Origin of the sequence: Paludibacterium purpuratum, assembly GCF_004363805.1 — a bacterium.
In the GTDB taxonomy this organism is placed as follows: Bacteria; Pseudomonadota; Gammaproteobacteria; order Burkholderiales; family Chromobacteriaceae; genus Paludibacterium; species Paludibacterium purpuratum.
In genome coordinates, this window is record NZ_SNZP01000002.1 from 37,269 (window position 1) to 57,514 (window position 20,246).

Below are 20,246 nucleotides of genomic sequence, written 5' to 3' on the forward strand. Positions count from 1 at the left end.
CATGGGTATGGTTGGTTCCGTCGCTCAACGAGGGCTCAATTGATGGCGACGTTGGCGGTGATCAGCACATGGTCGGCATCGCTGGTCGAAAGATTCAGGTTGGTCGGCGTCAGCGTCAGGCTGATGCCCTCGAAACTCACGGGGATGGGCGGCACCGTGAACGAGGCGTTCGCGTTCAATTCGTCCTGCGCTTTGGTTTGGATGGTGTTGGTAATGAAGGGCGTGACCGCACCGATGACGATATTGGCCACATGCTCCAGCAGGCCGGCGTTGAATTGCTGCCAACCGCTGCCATCCGGGGCATAGTGGATGGTGAACGTCGGCAGCGGCTGCAACTGCAGTTGTACGGTATTGGACCCCACAATGACCGGCGCCACTGTGAGCGTCAGCGGGGTGGGCGCGGTGGTGAAAGTGGCTTTGGCAAAGTCGGTCATCGCTCTCTCCTGTCACAATAGATTGGAAGCTGTTTCCAGCGCGCAAGCCGCCGGTACCAACCACCACGACACATCCACCGTGGCGGTGGCGCCGAAGGTGGCGGTGATGTTCACATTCGGCAACGTCGAGCTCAGTGCGACCGAGGCGTTCGTGATACCGCCATCCAACGAGTAGCTGCCGGTCCAGTTGCTATCGCTCTTGTTGACGCTGGCGCTATCCAGCTTCTGCACGATCGCACCGGCATATTGGTTCAGTACCGCCGCCAACAGCCGGCGTCCCGCCAGCACGCCTAAGGGGACGGCGGGCCATTGCACGCCGGCGATATCCGGGGTGCCGCTTGCGACCAGATTGCTGGCCACCACCAGATAGCCATTGCCGACGGTCATCACCGGCGGCGTGAAATTCTGGCCTTCCACCGCGATGCTGGCCGGAATGTGATAGCCATTCAGCAACGTTTGCACCTTGCCGTAGACAATGCCTCCCACCAATTCCAGGTAAATCGTCCCAGCTGGCGTGGAGGTACTCGGCAACACCGCCACGTTGCTCAGTTGGATCTGATCCTTCACCACCGCAACCTGGGCGAACACGGTCATGGCGAAGGTTGGCGAAACGTCTGTGCCTTGATCCATGTGGATGGTGGTTGTCAGCTGGGCGATCTGCACCTGGAACATCTGGTCGGTCGGATTGGCCGGTTTCTTGCCCCCTGGCGTAAACGTATTCGGGTCGTTCCATTGCGCCGCCGTCGGCGGCGAAAGCACGAATTGCGGGGCGCCAACGATCGCCCAGTCAACGCTCTTGATGCCGTCCTGGCCGATCGGCTCCGTCCCCTGAAAGAGTTTCTGCTTGGCCTGGCTGTTGGCGTACAGTTTGCTCATTGCTTGATTCAGCGTGTCGGCGTCGAGTACCAGTGCAATGTCGTAACTGCTCATCTTCTGACTCTCCTGTCTGGCGCCCTTGCGCCTTGTAGGGGTGATGCGTCCAATACGTTTCCATCCACTCGCCGCCATGGCGGTAGTGCTGCGGGAAATCGTCGAAGGTCACGGTTGCGCGGCCGCATTGCGGATCGGCGACCGAAATCGTGCGCCGAGTACGGCAGTAGCCATCCACCAGCACATAGTGCTGCTGTCCGGAATGCCAACGGATGGCCACCGCAAGAGGACGCCCCTCGTCCAATTCGCGCATCAAGCGGCGAAACGGCGGTCGTCCGCTGCTCCAGCCCGCCAGGCAGTTCACGTAGCGCAAGGTGCGCTCCAGTGATGCCTGCTGGTTGTATTGCTCCTCTTGCATCAGCGCGGGCGGCGGCTCGCAGTTCGGGCGCAACTGGTCGATGGCCAGAATCCGCCAGGCCAGGCTGTCTTGGCGCCAGGAGGTGTCGCCGTAGAAGGCTGCGATGGCACAAGTGACGGCGGACCAACACCAGTTACTGCGAACCTGCGGCGCCAGATTGAGGCCCAGTTGGCCGCCATCGGCGGCCGCCACCTCGACGGCCGCCAGCTGCAGCGGCCCGATGCGTCGAGCCGTCCGGGTCACAGGCTCGATTCTCAGTCTCATCAAAGGCTCGTGCACTTCGGCAGCAGCTTGTTCAACTGATCGCTGACGATGCTGTTGATTTGCGAAGAGATGAGATTGCGGATGGCACCCTTGGTGGCATCGAGGATCAGGCTTTCCACCGGCTGCAGCAGGTAATTGAGCGGCCCGAGATCGTTGATCCAGATGGAGGCATTGCCGTAGTTGAAGTTGGCGTTCATCCCGCTAATGCTGTTCAGGCACAAGCTGCCATTGCTGATGCTGCCGCTCACCTGCGCACTGCCGGACACGCTGGGGTTATCGATACGCACGCTGCCGGAGATGCTTGGATCGGCAAACAAAATATGCAGGCCACCGCTCACATTGGCGTTCAGCGAGCTGTTCAACACGGCGTGAAAATTCAAAGGGGCAGATAAATTACTGCCCGAAGTCGTGATATTGCTGGCCACCAAATCCTGAATCTGAATGGAAGACACCCCGGTCAGATGCGTGATCGAATAGGACGCGCTACCGATGCCGATGCTGGCGGAGCCGGAGGCGACATTTTGCAGCGGATCGAAACCGCTGTTACGAATCGCCGCGCCGATTTCGGGGTTCAATTGCTGCACGACCCCTTGCAAGATTTCATTGATGATCTGATTAAACGGGTTGTCGCTCATCGCATCGTTCTCCGAATGGAAAATCAGAAAGCCCAGAAGGCGCGTGCTGCCAAGCCGCTTCGGACGGGCATGTCTTGACATGTTTAGACGGCTCGCCGCTCAACGGCAACCGATTGGCATATTGCTTTAGCGAAAACAATGACCTGAGAATTGATTTTTGCTCGGCGCCCGCTTAGCGGCGCCAATCAAGGCACTGAAGATAGAAATACACGAATGGCGGCAAGGGTAAACGGGGCTGTTTTGCTGGAAATGAACCATCCCTACCCTGACATAAAGACCAGGCGGTCGAAGAGCATAAAAAAACCGAACGGCGTCCACCGTTCGGTTTTCATCACTAGGCTGGGTGCTGGCTTAAAGTTCGTCTTCCATCAGCGGATACACACCCTCGCCATGAAGTTGCGCCAGCAGGCGCCACAATTCGAGTTGTTCATGCAAAAACGCATGCAGTTCTTCCTGATAAGTCATGTTTTCCTCGCCATGGGTAGTCACAACCCGGGGGCTGCCCGGTCGTGTCATGGCGACGATAAATGTTTGATGGAAAAGAATATTGCGCTGCATCATTCATTTCGCATTCCTTCAATAAAGCGTCGCATCGACGTAAAGCGCCTGTCGTATCCGCGCCCATGTCGACATCGCGCCCACCGGACGATTTACTTCAGCTTGATGCCCCAGTTGTCCTCCACGCAACGCTGATAGTTGCCGGCCTGCAAAGCGCTGTATGGCGTCTGATAGCTGACTAGTTGGCACTGGTAGTCGTTGCCCCAATGCCAGTCTTTTTCCCAGTAAATATTGTAGGCGGCGGAGCTGGCCGCGCTGAATCGCTGCATATTGGCGCAGGACAGCGGCTCGTTGCTGTCATCCCAACCCAAGGCGTGGGCGAACTGCCGGTAATAATCGATCCGGTTCTGTGCCGCCTGACGCTCGGTACCGCCGCCGCATTCGCCATTGATGATCTGGATGGTGGTGGCGAAGTTGTTGCCGGCCCCGGCCGCGATGTCGGCGGCATTCGGCACCCACGTGCCGTCGATCACATGCAACATGGACGGCTTGGGCGGCTGCGGGTAGACAAAGAAAAAAGTCGCCGACGCCAGGTTGAGCCAAGTACTGGCCACCAGGTCGGGATTCTGCAACAAGACCGACTGGTCGCCGTTGTTCATCGCCTGCGAGAACGGGCCGTAGTTGTAGTTGTACGAGAGCTGTTTGGCGCCGCGTCCATAGTATTTCTTCCAACTGCCATCCGCATTTTTGCCGCAAGTCCAAACCTTATTGAAAACCGGGTCGTCGCATTCGGTGTTGTAACCGCAGCCCGGGCCGGTTTCGCTACAGCCCATTTCCCGCAAATAAGCCAGCCCCTGGCGCCACTGCGCCACGCTGTCGCTGGCGTCGTGGTTACCGGTTTCCTGCGCGAAGTGGGCAAACATGGTGGCCAGGCTATGGCGACAGATGGCGTCGGCGTCTCGTCCGTCGCCGTAGTCGTCGCACAACGCCGGGAACTTGGCCAGTGCCTGCAGGAAGCGCGTGTAGGTATAACTGGGGTCGCGGCGCGGGAAAAAGTCATTCCACTGCGCGGCGCTCATCAGGCGTTCCACCCGACGTACATTGAGCGGGTTGTCGGCACGCCCCGGGACGACCTGCTCGACTTGGGCATTGGGCAGCGTGCGGATCGAAGCTTTGACCTTGCGGAAGAAGTCGCTATCGGTCAGTTCGGCCTCGTGTTGCAGCGCCTGCTGCAAGGTGGGAATGGCGGGTGCGCCATCCAACCGATGCTGTGCGGCACCGACATGGCCGAGCCACGTTCCCTTGGGATTGGCGCCGGGTTCCTCGCCATGCGTGGGCCACTTGGCCTGCCAATCGTGTCCATGCCATTGCACCACCTGGCCTTTGCGATAGATGGCGCCGGCATCCCACTGCGCGGCAAACACTGGCGTAGCCAGCAAAAACACAACAAACGACACGAGTTTCATCAGGGCTCCCAACGTTCACGGACAGTTCAAGCGGACAGTAGCGACAAGCCGGGTAATGACGCACCCTATGAGCGCACAACGGCAACTGTCATAAAGAATGAACGTGTTTGCGGCGTCCCAAGCAGAACGTCATGCGCCGGGCGGATTCGTCTCCCCATCACCATACGGAGTCATTGCGATGAGTTTTGTTGGCAAGAAAGTCTGGATTACCGGGGCGTCGTCCGGCATTGGCGCCGGCTTGGCTCGTGAATTGTCGGCACAGGGCGCGCATCTGCTGCTCAGCGCCCGACGCGAAGACGCCTTACGCACCGTGCGCGCGGAATGCCTGGAACGCGCCGACAACGTGGACATCATTCCGCTCGATCTGACAAATAGCGAGCAAGTGCGCCTCACCGCGGCGCACACACTTGAACGCCATGCTCCGATCGACATCCTGATTCACTGCGCCGGCGTCAGCCAGCGCGCATTGGCGCGCGATACCGTCGAAGACGTCGACCGCGCCATCATGGAGATCAACTATTTCGGCACCGTGGCGCTCACCCGCGCGGTGCTGCCGTCGATGCTGGCGCGCAAGCGGGGTCATCTGGTCGTGGTGACCAGCGTCGCGGGCAAACTCGGTTCGCCGCTACGCTCCAGCTACTCGGCCTCCAAGCATGCACTGCACGGCTATTTCGACTGCCTGCGCGCCGAAGTCTTCCAAGACGGTATCGCCGTCACCACTGTCTGCCCCGGCTATATCGACACCGCGATCACCACCAACGCCTACATCGGCAACGGCGAGCGCTACGGCAAGATCGACACCATGTTGAGCCAGGGCATGCCGGTACCGGAATGCGCGCGCGCCATCTTGCGCGCCGTGGCGGACAAGGCCCCCGAAGTGATCGTCAGCGGGCCCAAGGAACGCGTAGCGGTCTATTTACGGCGCTTCTTCCCGACGCTGCTGTTCCGTCTGATCAGATCCCACGTGCCATCCTGACCCGCGCCGACGCCCCGGTCAGCCGCCAAAGCAAACGCAAGGCTTTGCCGGGGCCATGCCAACCCCAAGCAGGCGCAGCCGGGGTCTCCAACCGCTCGCCCAAAGCGAACAGCATGCAGACCGCCATGCCGAATAAATGGCCCTGCTCAACCATCAAAGGCAACAACATCAACGCCCAGCACGCGCCGATACAGTAGCGTCCATAGGCGATGCCGTAACCCCAGGCATCGCGATCCGCCGCAAGACCAAAGGCCGATAGACGGGGTTGACGATGGCAACCATTCAGGCTGCGTTGCTTGACCGGCGAGCACTGCCACAACAATGCCACGGCAACCGCCAAGGCCGTCCCCGTCGTCGCCAGGTAGCCGCGCAGCACAGCGACCAGCACCTGCAAACACCCGCCGGCAACCAGCCACAGCAGCAAATAAGCCGATAGAAACGCCCATTCGGCGCGCCATCTGCGGCGAGCCAGGCTGCGATCGTGCAGAAACGCCAGCGGCAGCAACGCCAAAGGCAGCATCATCGCCAATTCCATCGGAAGCCAGTGCGAGGCCAGTTCGAGCGGCGACACACGCCATAACGGTGCCTGCGAATAGGTCGAACACAAACCGGCAGGCACCCAGCCGGCGCGATCCAGGCAAAGCAGCGCCCACGCCGCGGCCGAGCCGCCAACGACCAGCGGCAGCCTCATCGTTCGCATGCCCCGTCAGCCGCTCTGCCGGTACAGACTGATCCGGCCGATGCTGACCTTGGCCTCATCCGGAACCGGCTGGATCGGCACCAGCGAAACATGCAGATTCGCCTCGGTCAGCGACTGCGCCAAGTGCAAGGTATCGATGACGTGGCTGACATCCAGGACATAGGTCACGCCGTTGCCCGAATACTCGCCCTGCGGCAGCGATGCCTTGCGCACCCCGAACAGCGCGACGTTGCCCGCCAGCAGTTCGGGGTGCCGATCCGGCGGCTCGCCTTGCGGCAGGTTGATGTAGACGTTGAACGCCACCGCGTCCATGCAGCCGCGCACGTTTTCCAGATTGAGAAAAATACGATCCGGCCCCGTCGACGCCGCCGTGTCCGGCGACAGACTGGCCAGCATGCGGCCGTGCGCCGGCGGATCCAGGTTGACTTCGGTGTGTAGTGCGCCGCCCGCCAGGTTCAATGCGGCACGACTGGCCCCGACCATTTCCACGTTCTGTGTTGCCATCGCCTTGTCTCCCTACGCCGTCTGCGTGTCGGTCGAGCCGAAGCCAAGCCGCTCTAAACGCGCTTGCGCCAACTCGGCGGCAGCCGGCATGGCGAGGTCGTCGTAGCCGTAACCGAGCGCGGCCATATCGCTCATCTGCCCCGGCGTGTAGCTCCAGGCACTGCCATCGGGCTTGGGCAACACGAAAGGACGATCGCCGTTCGCCGCCGGCCCCTTGCTCCATTTCGCCGCGCTCGAATCGGTGTGGGTGGTCGGATTGCGTCGCCAAACGGCCCACAAGCGGTCGATATTGCTGTGATGTAACCAGAAGATCGGATCCAGCGCCGCCGTATCGGGATCGGACATCAGCCCAGGCTGATTCGATTGCGGATCGCTGCCGCCCACCAGGCCGTGCACCCAGTCGTGCGGCTGCGTCTCGATCCCGCCATGAATGTTGCCGGCGTGGCTGAAGCGAGTCGGCACGCCGCCGAAGCCGGGACCGCCGCCGTTGGCATTACCCGAGAAATGCGCATCGCCCAGCGCTTGCTCGTTGACTTGGTTCAACGGCACAAACACCTTGCCGTCGTTATTCGGACCATAGCGTTGCGGCACGTAAAGCGGATTGTCGTCCTTGCCGTCCGGCCAACTGGTCGAGCCGAATGCGGGCGGCAGCAAATTTTCGCCGGGCTTGAAATAGTTCCAGTACGGCAGCGCCCAGTCGGCCGGCCCGCCGAGTTTGACCACTTCGGCGCGGACGATGGCTTCGAGCGCGAGCAAATAGCCGCGATGCCACGGGAGGAAGTACCAACTGCCGTGCTGACACTGATTCCAGTACTTGGTCCGGTCGGCTTGGCCGGGCAGCGCTTCCGCTTGGCCCAGGTAACCCAGCTGCTGCCATAGCGGCGGATCGAAACCATGGATCGCGGCAAAGAATTTCCAACTGGTCGCCTGGCTCAGTAGACGTGCCTTCATGGCCTTGACGCCGCGCGCATACCACAGAATCGGGTCAGCCCAATCCGCCCCCAATAGCCAGATGTTTCGACGGGTATATGCCATGACATTCCCCTGATATCTTCGTCAAAAATGCCCGATTCGGGTATGGCTGAAGTGAAGGATATGACAGGGAAAAGTCAAGCGGGCAGCCGCCGTCTCGGGCTGCTCGACCCCTGACAGAAATACCGGGTGACGCTACAGGGCTTTTTTCATCGATGGCGAGAGGTGTAATTCAAAGTCCAACTTCTGGTAGAACGGAATCGCATCGGGCCGGGCATCGAGAAACACCGCGTTCATGCAGCGCGCGCGCGCGTCGTTCTCGGCAAAGGACATCAATGCCCGCCCCGCCCCCGTTTGCCGGTAGCGCTCGTCGACCACCAAATCGTCGACATGCAGATGCGGGCCGCGCGCCAGCGTATGCACCGGCCGCATGCCCATCACGGCAATCAGCGTCTCGTCGACAAAAGCGCCGACCAGCTCATAGCCGCTGTAGCTCTGCCTTTGCACCCGGTGCACGAAGGTACTCTCATCCAGCTTGCGCAATTGAGACACCACCGGAAAGGCCAAAGACCATTCCGCGGGCGATAACCGACGAACGCTTAGCATACTTTCTCCACAATCGGCACCTATGTCACAACAGGTTTAGAGTGCGTTCGCGAAGCAACGCGCCAACCTAACGACATAACAGCCTTGTTATATCAACCACCCTTGCATATATTGCCACAGACTTCCCGACGTTGCCGTTTCCGCTCAAAGAGAGGAGCACCAGATGACCGATGTCGACAACAACCGCCCTGTCGTCCTTGCTTCCTTGGGCATCGCATTGCTGAGCGCGGGCTGCATCGCCGGTGCCATCTACACGGCGACGCAGGGCGACTACGCGCTCACCCTGGCCTTCGATCTGCTGGCGATGATGCTGATCTTCGGGGCGCTGGGTCAATGGATCACCCAGCACTATCTGGGCATTCTGATCGACGGTCGCAATGTGATATCGCTGGCACGCCTGCAGATTGCCGGTTGGTCGCTGGTGGTCTTCACGGCCATCCTGAGCATGACCGTCATCAACCTGGTCAACCGCGACCCTGCCGCGATCGATATTCGGATGCCTCCCGAGCTACTGGCGCTGATGGGGATCGGCACGACTTCCCTGGTCGGCTCGGCACTGATCCTGGCCGGCAAGAAAAACACCAGCGTGCCGGATGACGCCGCCAAGGCCGCGCTGGCGACCGTGGCCGCCAGTACCGGCACCGCGAGCGATCAATTGGCCAATCAGGGTGTGCTGGTCGTCAACAAACAAATGGGACAAGCGCGCTGGCGCGACCTGTTTACCGGCGAGGAACTGGCCGATGCCGCGCACATCGATATCGCGCGCGTACAGATGCTGTTTTTCTCCATCGTACTGCTGGTCGTTTATGCCGCCGAAATCGCCCTGCTGGTCGCCGGCAACAAACCGCAGACGCATGGCTTCCCGCCGATCAGCCAATACATGGTCGGGCTGATCGCCATCAGCCAAGGCGGCTACTTGGTCAACAAGGCCATTCCCGCCACGGCGAAAGGATAAAAGCGCGCGGCTGCCGGGCGTCTTTGCCCCACTTGAACACGAGTGCGGGCTGGCCATATGCTTTCGTTCTTGATCATCAGGAGAACAATATGCTGCTCGGACTTCGCTCTGCCCTCTACCCCGTCGCCGATCTCGAAAAGGCCAAAGCCTGGTACCAGCAGGCACTAGGGGTCAAACCCTATTTCGACCAACCGTTTTATGTCGGCTTCGAGGTCGGCGGATTCGAACTGGGGCTGCTGCCGGATGGCACGCCAGGCATCGATGGGCCGCAGCCATTGTGGGGCGTGGCGGATGTTGCAGCCGCCTTCGATCGGCTCATCGCCTTGGGCGCCAGTGCGCTCGACCCGGTCACCGATGTCGGCGGGGGCATCAGGGTCGCGGCGGTGCGCGATCCATTCGGCAACCGACTGGGACTGATCGAGAACCCACACTTCAAAACGGATGCGGTGCGATAAGCCAATCCGGCCCTGATTCGCCCGGCGTCCACTGCCGACAACAAGCTCGGCAACTCGTGCTATATAGATTCAATACGGAATTTATATGTCATGGCGAAGGGTGCCATCCGGCACCCTGGCCAGCAGGGAGGACACATGGCATCGCTGTCGCAGATCGATCATTTCGTGGTTCTGATGCTGGAAAACCGCTCGTTCGACAATTTGTTCGGCTGGCTCCATCGCGGCGACCCGAATTTCGCCGGCCTCACCGGCGAAGAGAGCAACCCCGATCCGCAAGGTCAGCCGGTCAAAGTTTGGAGCGATGTCGAGGCCCCCGCCAGTGCCTGGATGCCGACGCCCGATCCGGGAGAATTGTTCACCGACATCAACGAACAACTGTTCGACGGCAATGCACCGACCGGCACGCCCTCGATGCACGGCTTTGTACACAACTACGCCAAACAGGCCGGTAGTTCGCCGCGCGACATCATGCACTGCTTCCAGCCCGAGCAGGTGCCGGTGCTGAGCGCACTGGCTCGCGGCTTCGCCGTTTGCGACCGCTGGTTCGCCGCGGCGCCATGCCAGACCTGGCCGAATCGCTTTTTCGTGCATACCGCCACGGCGGGCGGCCACGAAAACAATAGCCCGGTGCACTTTCCCTACATGATGCCGACGATTTTCAATGCACTGGACGACAAAACACCGGATGGATGGAAAATCTATTTCCACGATTTTCCGCAGTCGCTGACCTTGGCGCGCTTATGGGATCATCTCGACCACTTTTGCCGCTTCGATACCTTTCTCGACGATGCCAAAGCCGGCAAACTCCCCTCCTACGCCTTCATCGAGCCGCGCTACTTCGCCGACATCGACTGGCCCAACGACATGCATCCGCCGCATAACATCGGTTACGGCGAGCAGTTGGTGGCGCAAATCTACAACGCGCTCAGGCAGTCGCCCAACTGGTCCTCCACCATGTTGATCATCACTTTCGACGAGCACGGCGGCTGCTACGACCACGTCCCCCCGCCCGCGGCGCCGATGCCGGAGCAACCCGCGTCGGGTCAAACGTTCGCCTTCGACCGCTTCGGCGTGCGTGTGCCGGCGGTGGTGGTGTCGCCCTACATCAAAGCCGGCACCATATTCCGTGCCAAGGGAGCGCAACCGTTCGACCATACGGCGATCATCAAGACACTGCGACTGCGTTTCGGCATCGCGGCGCCCTTGACCCAGCGCGATGCCGACGCGCCGGATCTCTCCTCCGCGCTGACATTGGACGCGCCGTCGAACCAGGGCCCGAATGTAACGCCGTTACCGCCCCCGGCCAGCGACGACCAGGCCGCGCTCGACCAGGCCCGGCTCGCGCCGCTCAACGACTTCCAGACGGCTTTGCGAGATGCGGCGAGCCACCTCGCCCCGTTAGCGGATGCCGAGTCCGCCGCAGCGTACATTCAGTCGTTGCTTGGCGGCTTGCAGCCCGCATCCTCGACTGCCGACAGCCCGCAAGCGGCGCTGCCGGCCATCTTGGCGGCGATACGCAAACTGTTGCCATAAACAATCGTCGTCAGATGAATAGCGAGGTTCCCGATTCGCCGGCCTCGCCCAGGAAGGTCGCCACGCCGCCGAGCGTGACGCCGTCGATCAGTTCTTCCTGGCGGATGCCCATCACATCCATCGACATCTGACAGGCGATCAACTGCGCGCCGCCCTGCACCAGATCCTGCAGCAGTTTGGCCGGCAGATCGACACGCTTGTCGCGCATGACCTTGCGGATCAGCCGGGCGCCGAGCCCGGCGAAGTTCATGCTGGAGATCGTGTTCAAGCGTTCGGCACCGCGCGGCATCATGGCACCGAAGGCGCGATCCATGAACGACTTGGTCACGACAGGCGGGTGGGCCCGGCGCAATACGTTCAACCCCCAGAAAGTGAAGAACACGCTGACTGGCTTGCCCATGGCCAACGCGCCATTGGCGATGATCAGGCTCGCCATGACACGATCGAGTTCGCCGCTGAACACCACCAACGTGGTCTTGTCGCGCACGGCAACACCGCCGCTCGCCGGCGCGGCCAATGCGCCGCCTTTCTGGATCAGCGCCGTCACCAAACCTTGCGCGGCGTCGACCGACAACACGGCATTGCCGGTCTTGGCGGCCCATGCGCGGATATCGCGGCCGAAGGCCGGGTCGGAGGCCGTGACAGACAGCAGTCCCCCAGGCGGCAAGCTACTCACTGCCTGATAGGTCTTCATCACCGGGCCGGGGCACTGTAGGCCGACCGCATCCAGGGTTTGCACCGTCTGATCGCCGCCACGGCCGATCCGCGGCACGTCGTGCGGCTCGACGGTTGGCTCGGCGGGCGCACAGACGGGTTGCGTCGCCAGCGCATAGGTCTTGTAGCCACCGGAAAGATTGCGAACTTGAGCGAACCCGTGTTGTTTGAGGATGCGATACGCCAGATAACCACGCAGCCCGACCTGGCAGAACACCACGACCGGGCGGGCGCGATCCAGCTCGCTCAGACGAGCACGCAACGTATCGACATCGATATGGCGCGCACCGGCGATGGTGCCGAGTCGGTACTCCTCGGCGGTGCGTACATCGACGAGTTGGACTTCATCGCGCGGCAAGTCGTACAGCGTCTGCCAATCGATCGCCTCGTGCGTGCCGTCCAGAACGTTGCCGGCCACATAGCCCGCGACGTTCACCGGATCCTTGGCCGAACCGAATGGCGGCGCATAGGCCAGTTCCAACTCGGCCAGTTCGCCGACGGCGAGTCCGGCGCGCATGGCCGTGGCAATCACGTCGATACGCTTGTCGACGCCGTCGCTGCCCACCGCCTGCGCCCCGAGGATCTTACCGTCAGGGGCATACAGCAGCTTCAGTACCAGCGGCATCGCGCCGGGATAGTAGCCGGCATGCGAGGCGCCATGGGTGATGGTGGCGTGATACGGCACGCCGGCCAACTTGAGTTGTTTTTCGTTGAGCCCGGTGGATGCCGCCGCCAGATCGAAGACTTTAACGATGGCCGTGCCCTGGCTGCCGCGATAGCGCCGGGTATTGCCCAAGACCATATTGTCGGCCGCCAGTCGACCCTGGCGGTTGGCCGGACCGGCCAGCGCAATCAATGCCGGTTTGCCACTGATGGCATGCACGACCTCGATGGCATCGCCCACCGCATAGATGGCCGGGTCGGATGTTTGCAGAAAAGCGTCGACCTTGATGCCGCCGCTTGCGCCCAAAGTCAGGCCGGCGGCACGCGCCAGCGCGGCCTCGGGCCGCACGCCGATCGCCAGCACCACCAACTCGGCGGCCAAACGCCGGCCGCTTCTTAGATGAACCACGCGCAGGTCGCCCTCCTGCTCGATGCGCTCGATCGGATCCGACAGGAACAAGCCCACCTGTCTATCGCGCAGATGTGCCTGCACCACCGCGGCCATTTCCGGATCGAGCGGTGCCAGCACCTGATCGCCCGCCTCGACCAGCATGGTCGACACCCCCCGCTCCACCAGGTTTTCCGCCACTTCGACACCGATGAAGCCACCGCCGACCACCACGGCGCGGCGCGGCTGTTCTCCCTGAAGGAAGGCCATGATGCGATCGAGGTCGGGCAAGCTGCGCAGGGTAAATACGCCGCGCCCGTCCAGGCCCGGCAGGGGCGGCCGAATCGGTTCGGCCCCCGGCGCCAGCAGCAGCTTGTCGAAACTTTCGTCGTATTCATTGCCGGAAGCTAGATCGCGCAGGCGCACCGTCTTATGCGCACGATCGATGGCCAGCGCCTCGGTGCGGCTTTTCACCTCGATGGCGTAACGGCGGACGAATGCCTCTTCCGAGGTCACCAACAGCCGCTCGCGCTCGGCGATGGCACCGGACAAGTGATAGGGTAAGCCGCAGTTGGCAAAGCTGATGTAAGGCCCGCGTTCGACCAGGACGATCGTTGCGGACTCGTCATTGCGGCGCAGGCGGGCGGCGGCGGTCGCGCCTCCGGCGACACCCCCGACGATCAAGTACTTCATGACGATACCCCTATAATTCAACCAATTAGCAATACTACTATTTAACTAACTAGTTATATAAAAGTCAAGCGTCGCCACCCGTATCGAACTTGCCCCCAACGCCGACAAGGACTAGATTTCGTACAACCGACATCCGCCGAGCACAGGTAGCCACCATGAGTTCATCCGATTTCAACCCCGCCGATCCTTTCGCCATGTTTCGCCAAATGTGGCAAAACGCCACGCCGGCAGCGGCGCAGCCTTTTATGCCGCCGATGACGGAAGAGGACATCGAGCGCCGCATCAACGAGCTTAAGGTCGTGGAAACCTGGCTGACCATGAACCTGGGCATGCTATCGATGCAGATCAAGGGGCTGGAAATGCAGAAGGTGGCACTCGCCGCTCTCAAACCGATGCCGCCGAAAAAGAAGCCGGAAGCGTAAACGTGCAACGGGGCCACGCCCCCGCCTGGCCGCTAGCCCCCCATCGTCCCCCCCGATAAACCGAAAAGTTACCGCCACGACAGGTTAAGACCGCATCGCTCTCATTGCGCGCATCTGCAAAACTGAATGTCCTCGCAAAACTTCGCAAGGCGTCGTTATTTGCTAATGCACCATGGAGACGACCATGCACACAACGAAGCAAAAACTCATGCTGGCAGGCATGATCTTTACCACCTATACGACCGTCACGTTTTGGGATGCGCCAAGCGAAAGCCATCCGGCTCGCGCGCCCCAAATAGGGACAACGAACTCAAGTACCGCGGTAATATCGGCGTGGCCGTCTTGCGCGGATCGCAGTGGACCGGCGGGTTACCCGGCCAGTATCAGGCAGCAGGCCGCACAACGCATGCATATCGAGCTGCCGTCATGCGACGAAGTAAAAGTCGCAGCCTCCCGCCACAAGCAGCTTGCCACGGCGCGAAGCCGCACACGGCGCAGCTGTCCGGCTTGAATCCCCCCGAATGGCTGGAGCACAGGGGCGCAAGTCCGGTAGAATAGCGCCTTTGTTTCCACGCCAGATTTCGGAATGCCCCAGACCGCCGCCTCACTGCTTCGCCAACTCGCCACCGGCCGCTTTTCGCGCCGCGACGGCCTCGACGAGTTCAAACACCGCTTCAAGCTCGGCTTTCGCAGCCTGCTGACGCTGCCCGCCATGCTGCAATGGCTGGATGCCTTCGTCGGCAACCCCGCATTGCTCGAGCATCTACGACTCAACCCGCGCTTGGCGATGAAACTGCATCGCCCCTATTTGACGCGCAGGCTCGGCACGCGAGGCAAGCTCGCGATGCTGCTCGGCCACTACCAGCTAGAAAGCGAGCTGTTTCCGCCTGAAACGCTGGTGGCGCTGTTGCATAACGAGCGCTGCCCGCTGGCCACGGTCACAGGGAAGGACACGCGCGACTATCCGCTGGTGTTGACTCACGAGCACGAATTCGACAAGGAAGGCGAGCTATCGCTGCAGCTCATGGATCCGGCCGGTTTCGCGCTGGTGACCCTAACGCTGACCCTGTGCCGTATGGATGGACGCGCCACGCTGATCATCGGCGGCCTGCAGGGCCCGCGCCGAGACGAGGCTACCGCGGAACACATCCGCGCGGTCACCAAGGCATTCCACGGCCTGTTCCCCAAGCGGGTGGCCATGGAAGCTTTGACCGTGCTGGCCGCCCGCCTCGGGATCGAAACCGTGCTGGCGGTCGGCAAGGCGCAGCATATTTACAACTCCTGGCGCTACCGTAAGCGCTTCGAAGCCGACTACGATAGTTTCTGGCAGGCGCTGGAGGCCGAACCCGCAGGCACCGACTATTTCCGCATCCCGCTGCCGCTGGTGCGCAAGAGCATGGAAGACATCGCCAGCAAGAAACGCGCCGAATATCAACGGCGCTACGCCCTGCTGGATGACCTGGCGACCCAGCTCGCCACGAACATCAAATAAGCAAAGAGCGCATGAACGCACCCCGATTCATTCATCTTCGACTCCATTCGGAGTTTTCGATCACCGACGGCATCGTGCGCCTGGACGATGCCGTCAAGCGCGCCAGCCAAGACAACATGCCTGCGCTGGGCATGTCGGATCTGATGAACATCTTCGGCATGGTCAAGTTTTACAAGACCTGCCGCAACAAGGGCCTGAAACCCGTCGTGTCGTGCGACGTTTGGCTGGAAAACCCAGAGGATCAGGACAAGCCCTACCGCATGATGCTGACGGCCAAGAACCGCGCCGGCTATGGCCGTTTGTGCGAACTCTTGACCGAGTCGTTCACCCATAACCAGCATCGTGGCCGCGCCGAGATCAGCCGCGAGCAGTTGGAGAGCGGCGACAACAGCGGCCTGCTGTGCCTGTCCGGCGCGCACCTGGGCGATGTCGGCCAGGCGCTGGGCATGGGCCAGCGCGAAGAAGCATTGCGCCGCGCGCGTCACTGGGCGGAGATGTTCCCCGGCGCGTTCTACCTGGAACTGCAACGCCTGGACAATCCGCAGGTGGAGGCGGTGCTGCAGCAAACGCTGTGGCTGGCCGGCGAAACCGGCCTGCCGGTGGTCGCCACGCACCCGATCCAATTCATGGATCCGGACGACTTCAAGGCGCACGAAGCGCGCGTCTGCATCGCCGAAGGCTACACGCTGTCCGACAAGCGCCGTCCGCGCCACTTCAGCGAATGCCAGTATTTCCTCAGCACGGAACAAATGATCGAGCGCTTCAAGGATATTCCCGAAGCGCTGGAAAACACGGTGGAAATCGCCAAACGTTGCAACCTGACGGTGCAACTGGGCAAGAACTACCTGCCGAATTTCCCGACGCCGCCGGGCATGACGCTCGACGACTATCTGTTGGCGCGCACGCGCGAAGGGCTGGAGCAACGCCTGGCCGGCCTGTATCCGGATGCGGCGGAGCGCGAAGCGCAACGGCCGCGTTATGAAGACCGGCTGCGCTTCGAGATCGACACCATCGTACAGATGGGCTTCCCGGGCTACTTCCTGATCGTGGCGGACTTTATCAACTGGGCCAAGCACAACGGTTGCCCGGTGGGACCGGGCCGGGGTTCTGGCGCGGGCTCGTTGGTGGCTTACGCGCTCGGGATTACCGACCTCGATCCGCTGGCCTACGCACTGCTGTTCGAGCGCTTCCTCAACCCGGAACGGGTGTCGATGCCCGACTTCGACGTCGACTTCTGCCAAGACAACCGCTATCGCGTCATCGATTATGTCCGCCAGGCTTACGGCGCCGAAGCGGTCAGCCAGATCGCCACCTTCGGCACCATGGCCGCCAAGGCGGTGGTGCGCGACGTCGGCCGCGTGCTCGACCTGCCCTACACCTTCTGCGACCAGGTCTCCAAACTGATTCCGGCCGCACCGGGCAAGCAGTACAGCTTGGACGACGCCGTGGAGATGGAGCCGGTACTGCGCGAGCGGCTGGAAAACGAAGAAGAACTCTCCGAACTGTGGGTGTTGGCCAAGAAGCTGGAAGGCCTGACTCGCAACATCGGCATGCACGCCGGCGGCGTGCTCATCGCGCCGGGTCGACTGACCGACTTCTGCCCGCTGTTCCAGGCCAGCGGCGAAGATGCTGTGCCGGTGTCGATGCTCGACAAGGACGACGTCGAGCAGATCGGCTTGGTGAAGTTCGACTTCCTGGGTCTGCGCAACCTGACCATCATCGAATTGGCGGTGCGCTACATCAAGGATCTCGACCCCAGCTTCGACACCGACCTCAACCAATTGGAATTCACCGACCAGGACGCGTATCGCGTGCTGCAAAAGGCCAACACCACGGCCGTGTTCCAGCTGGAATCGGACGGCATGAAACGCCTGCTGGAAAAGCTCAAGCCCGACCGTTTCGAAGATATCATCGCCGTGCTGGCGCTCTACCGGCCGGGCCCGCTGGGCTCGGGCATGGTGGACGACTTTATTTTGCGTAAGGCGGGCAAGCAGGAAGTCGACTACTTCCACCCCGATCTGACCGCCTGCCTGGAGCCGACCTACGGCGTGATCGTCTACCAGGAACAGGTGATGCAGATCTCGCAGATCATCGGGGGCTACACGCTGGGCGGCGCCGATATGCTACGCCGGGCAATGGGCAAGAAAAAAGCCGAAGAGATGGACAAGCATCGCGGCATCTTCACCGAGGGGGCGCAGAAAAAGGGCTACCCGGAGGAGTTGGCGCGCCATCTGTTCGACCTGATGGCCAAGTTCGCCGAGTACGGCTTCAACAAGTCGCACACCGCCGCCTACGCCGTGGTCGCCTACCAGACCGCCTGGCTCAAGGCGCACCACAGCGCGGCCTTCATGGCCGCCACCATGTCGTCCGAATTGGACAACACCGACCAGCTCAAGGTGTTCTACGACGACTCGCTGGCCAACGGTCTGAAATTCCTGCCCCCGGACGTCAACGAGTCGTTCTACCGCTTCGTGCCGGTGGATCGCAAACACATCCGCTATGCGCTCGGCGCCATCAAAGGCAGCGGCGAATCGGCGGTCGAGCACATCATCGCGGTACGCCAGGCATCCGGCCCGTTCACCGACTTGTTCGACTTCTGCCGCCGTACCGACAAGAAACTGGTCAATAAGCGCGTCACCGAGGCGCTGATCCGCGGCGGCGCCTTCGACGCCATCGACGACAACCGCGCGCGGCTATTGGCCAACGTCGGCATGTGCATGGAGTCGGCCGAACAAGAAGCGGCACACGCCAATCAGGGCGGGCTGTTCGACATGTTCGGCGACGATGTGGCGCCCCCCCTGGAAATGACCATGGTGCGCCCATGGGACCAGACCACCCGGCTGGCGGAAGAAAAAACCGCCATCGGCTACTATCTGTCCGGCCACCCGTTCGCCGCCTATGAGCGCGAAGTACGCGGCTTCATCAAGACCGCGCTGTCGCGCATCTCGCCGCGCAAGGAACCGCAGCTCTTGGCCGGCTTCGTCACCGGCATCCGCACCAAGGTCGGCAATCGCGGCAAAATGGCCTTCATCCAGCTCGACGATATGAGTGCCAAGCTGGAAGTCAGCGTGTTCTCGGAAACCTTCGACGCCAACCGCACGCGACTGCGCGAGGATCAGGTACTGGTGATCGAGGGCAAGGTCAGCAACGACGATTTTTCCGGCGGCCTGCGCATCACCGCCGATAAGATCTACGAGTTGGGCGAGGCGCGCAGTCTGTACGCGCGCAGCCTGCAGGTTTGCATGGATCAGAGCAACGCCGACACGGCCAAGTTCGCCGGCATCTTGACGCCCTATCGCAGCGAGGAAGCTGGCTGCCCGGTGCGCGTGCTCTACGCCAACGGCAAGGCGCGCGGCGAATTGATGCTACCCAAGCAGTGGGGGGTTCGCCTGGACGACGGACTGATCGGCAGCCTGAAGGAATGGCTGGGCGAGAAGGCGGTGAAAATCATCTGGTAAACCATTCGCGGCTGAAGCCGTTCCTACAACCATAGAATGGCCGTAGGAACGGCTTCAGCCGCGAATATCCTATCTTTCAGCCCGGCGCGCTGGAATAAACCACCGCCTGGGCGCGGCCGCGCTCCTTGGCCATGTAAAGCGCCTGATCGGCGGCTTCGAGCCAGGCCACTTCGTCGAAAACCTCCTTGGCGGTGCCCACCCCCACCAAGCCAACGCTGGCGGATAATTGCACCTTGCTCTCGCCGACGATCACCGGCCCGCCGACCACCTGCACCAGCTTGTTGCCGACGTCTTGCAACACCGACGGACTGGAGCCCGGCAGCGCCACCAAGAACTCCTCCCCCCCCCAGCGACCGATGATGTCCCCGCCGCGCAAGGTGCGCTGGATACGGTGCGCAGCCTCTTTCAACACCTCGTCGCCGACCAGATGACCGAACTCGTCGTTGATTGCCTTGAAGTGGTCCAGATCGACCAGCGCCAACGAAAACCCGCGGTTCTCATGGATGCAGCGGGCGTAGGCATGGTTGGCCATATCGATAATGCCGCGGCGGTTGAACACATTGGTCAGCGCATCGGTCATGGCTTCGCGCCCGGCAGTGCTTGCGAACACCAGCGCCTTCTCGTGCGAGAAGCTCAGATAGCGCAATGCAATCGTGGCCTCGAGCAAGTAAGTCAGATCCTCCAGCCACAGCGCCTCTTCATCGGACAAGATTCGAGGTTGGGTGTCGGCGATGCACAATGCGCCGATGACGTGGCCCTCCGCATTGTGAATCGGCTGCGCCGCATAAAAGCGAATGCCCGGCGCGCCAAGCACCGACGGCAACGCCGTGAAACGTTCGTCCTGGCTCGCATCCTCGCAGACAATGCGCTGCTTGCCTTTGACCACGTGCTGGCACAACGACTGTTCGCAAGGAATCGCCATCGGCGCCATGCCCAGCGGCGACATCAGATACTGGGTCTGGCCGTCCAGCACCGAGACATAGGTGATCGACACGTTGAACAGTTTTTGCGCCAGACGGGTCACGCGCAAGTACTCATGCTCCGCCGGCGCCCCCAACGTCAGCATACGGCGCAGCGACTCCAGCCGAGCCTGCGCCTCGGAGACTGCGCGCAATTTAGTGTGCAGCATG

At 61.7% G+C, this 20,246-nt stretch carries 18 protein-coding genes; 7 read left to right on the plus strand and 11 right to left on the minus strand.

Going from position 1 to position 20,246, the window contains the following annotated elements:
* Nucleotides 1-35: 35 nt before the first annotated feature.
* From DFP86_RS02165 to DFP86_RS02190, 5 genes are all read right to left on the minus strand, one after another.
* Nucleotides 36-434, minus strand: coding sequence for a hypothetical protein (locus DFP86_RS02165; RefSeq protein ID WP_133678372.1), 399 nt, complete (start codon nt 432-434; stop codon nt 36-38).
* 787 nt (nt 435-1,221) lie between these two features.
* Nucleotides 1,222-1,986, minus strand: a complete 765-nt coding sequence (locus DFP86_RS02175) for a papain-like cysteine protease family protein (RefSeq protein ID WP_133678374.1) — start codon at nt 1,984-1,986, stop codon at nt 1,222-1,224.
* On the minus strand, nt 1,986-2,702 hold the full coding sequence (locus DFP86_RS02180; RefSeq protein WP_133678375.1) for a hypothetical protein: 717 nt from the start codon (nt 2,700-2,702) through the stop codon (nt 1,986-1,988). The genes DFP86_RS02175 and DFP86_RS02180 overlap by 1 nt, the downstream gene beginning before the upstream one ends.
* Before the next feature lie 270 nt (nt 2,703-2,972).
* Nucleotides 2,973-3,182: a hypothetical protein gene (locus DFP86_RS02185; protein WP_133678376.1), complete on the minus strand. Its 210-nt coding sequence runs from the start codon at nt 3,180-3,182 to the stop codon at nt 2,973-2,975.
* Nucleotides 3,183-3,271: 89 nt separating this feature from the next.
* Nucleotides 3,272-4,585, minus strand: a complete 1,314-nt coding sequence (locus DFP86_RS02190) for a glycoside hydrolase family 19 protein (protein ID WP_133678377.1) — start codon at nt 4,583-4,585, stop codon at nt 3,272-3,274.
* Between the two features lie 178 nt (nt 4,586-4,763).
* Between DFP86_RS02190 and DFP86_RS02195 the strand changes: the two genes are divergently transcribed.
* Nucleotides 4,764-5,561, plus strand: coding sequence for an SDR family oxidoreductase (locus DFP86_RS02195; RefSeq protein WP_208108188.1), 798 nt, complete (start codon nt 4,764-4,766; stop codon nt 5,559-5,561).
* Here DFP86_RS02195 and DFP86_RS02200 read toward each other — a convergent pair.
* The 4 genes from DFP86_RS02200 to DFP86_RS02210 form a co-directional block, all read right to left on the minus strand.
* Nucleotides 5,539-6,261: a copper chaperone gene (locus tag DFP86_RS02200; protein ID WP_133678378.1), complete on the minus strand. Its 723-nt coding sequence runs from the start codon at nt 6,259-6,261 to the stop codon at nt 5,539-5,541. The genes DFP86_RS02195 and DFP86_RS02200 overlap by 23 nt on opposite strands.
* Before the next feature lie 6 nt (nt 6,262-6,267).
* Complete coding sequence (locus tag DFP86_RS19405) at nt 6,268-6,765, minus strand: DUF7868 domain-containing protein (RefSeq protein WP_208108189.1); 498 nt, start codon at nt 6,763-6,765, stop codon at nt 6,268-6,270.
* Nucleotides 6,766-6,777: 12 nt separating this feature from the next.
* The gene (locus DFP86_RS02205; protein ID WP_208108190.1) at nt 6,778-7,800 is read right to left on the minus strand and encodes a tyrosinase family protein; all 1,023 of its coding nucleotides are present in this window, start codon (nt 7,798-7,800) and stop codon (nt 6,778-6,780) included.
* A 132-nt stretch (nt 7,801-7,932) separates the two neighbouring features.
* A complete protein-coding gene (locus tag DFP86_RS02210; protein ID WP_133678379.1) occupies nt 7,933-8,343 on the minus strand; it encodes a GNAT family N-acetyltransferase in 411 nt (136 codons plus the stop codon).
* A gap of 163 nt (nt 8,344-8,506) precedes the next feature.
* On the opposite strand from DFP86_RS02210, the gene DFP86_RS02215 reads away from it, so the two are divergent.
* The 3 genes from DFP86_RS02215 (at nt 8,507) to DFP86_RS02225 (ending at nt 11,286) form a co-directional block, all read left to right on the plus strand.
* The gene (locus DFP86_RS02215; RefSeq protein WP_133678380.1) at nt 8,507-9,298 is read left to right on the plus strand and encodes a hypothetical protein; all 792 of its coding nucleotides are present in this window, start codon (nt 8,507-8,509) and stop codon (nt 9,296-9,298) included.
* An 89-nt stretch (nt 9,299-9,387) separates the two neighbouring features.
* The gene (locus tag DFP86_RS02220) at nt 9,388-9,753 is read left to right on the plus strand and encodes a VOC family protein (protein ID WP_133678381.1); all 366 of its coding nucleotides are present in this window, start codon (nt 9,388-9,390) and stop codon (nt 9,751-9,753) included.
* Nucleotides 9,754-9,888: 135 nt separating this feature from the next.
* Complete coding sequence (locus DFP86_RS02225) at nt 9,889-11,286, plus strand: alkaline phosphatase family protein (protein WP_133678382.1); 1,398 nt, start codon at nt 9,889-9,891, stop codon at nt 11,284-11,286.
* A 10-nt stretch (nt 11,287-11,296) separates the two neighbouring features.
* On the opposite strand, the gene DFP86_RS02230 is transcribed toward DFP86_RS02225, so the two are convergent.
* A complete protein-coding gene (locus tag DFP86_RS02230; protein ID WP_133678383.1) occupies nt 11,297-13,744 on the minus strand; it encodes an FAD-dependent oxidoreductase in 2,448 nt (815 codons plus the stop codon).
* A 155-nt stretch (nt 13,745-13,899) separates the two neighbouring features.
* Here DFP86_RS02230 and DFP86_RS02235 point away from each other — a divergent pair, with 155 nt between their 5' ends.
* The 3 genes from DFP86_RS02235 (at nt 13,900) to dnaE (ending at nt 19,116) form a co-directional block, all read left to right on the plus strand.
* On the plus strand, nt 13,900-14,166 hold the full coding sequence (locus tag DFP86_RS02235; RefSeq protein WP_133678384.1) for a PhaM family polyhydroxyalkanoate granule multifunctional regulatory protein: 267 nt from the start codon (nt 13,900-13,902) through the stop codon (nt 14,164-14,166).
* Between the two features lie 586 nt (nt 14,167-14,752).
* Complete coding sequence (locus DFP86_RS02240; RefSeq protein WP_133678385.1) at nt 14,753-15,658, plus strand: VirK/YbjX family protein; 906 nt, start codon at nt 14,753-14,755, stop codon at nt 15,656-15,658.
* 11 nt (nt 15,659-15,669) lie between these two features.
* Nucleotides 15,670-19,116: a DNA polymerase III subunit alpha gene (gene dnaE / locus DFP86_RS02245; protein WP_133678386.1), complete on the plus strand. Its 3,447-nt coding sequence runs from the start codon at nt 15,670-15,672 to the stop codon at nt 19,114-19,116.
* Between the two features lie 76 nt (nt 19,117-19,192).
* Here dnaE and DFP86_RS02250 read toward each other — a convergent pair whose 3' ends face one another.
* A complete protein-coding gene (locus DFP86_RS02250; RefSeq protein ID WP_133678387.1) occupies nt 19,193-20,245 on the minus strand; it encodes a sensor domain-containing diguanylate cyclase in 1,053 nt (350 codons plus the stop codon).
* Nucleotide 20,246: the final 1 nt, after the last annotated feature.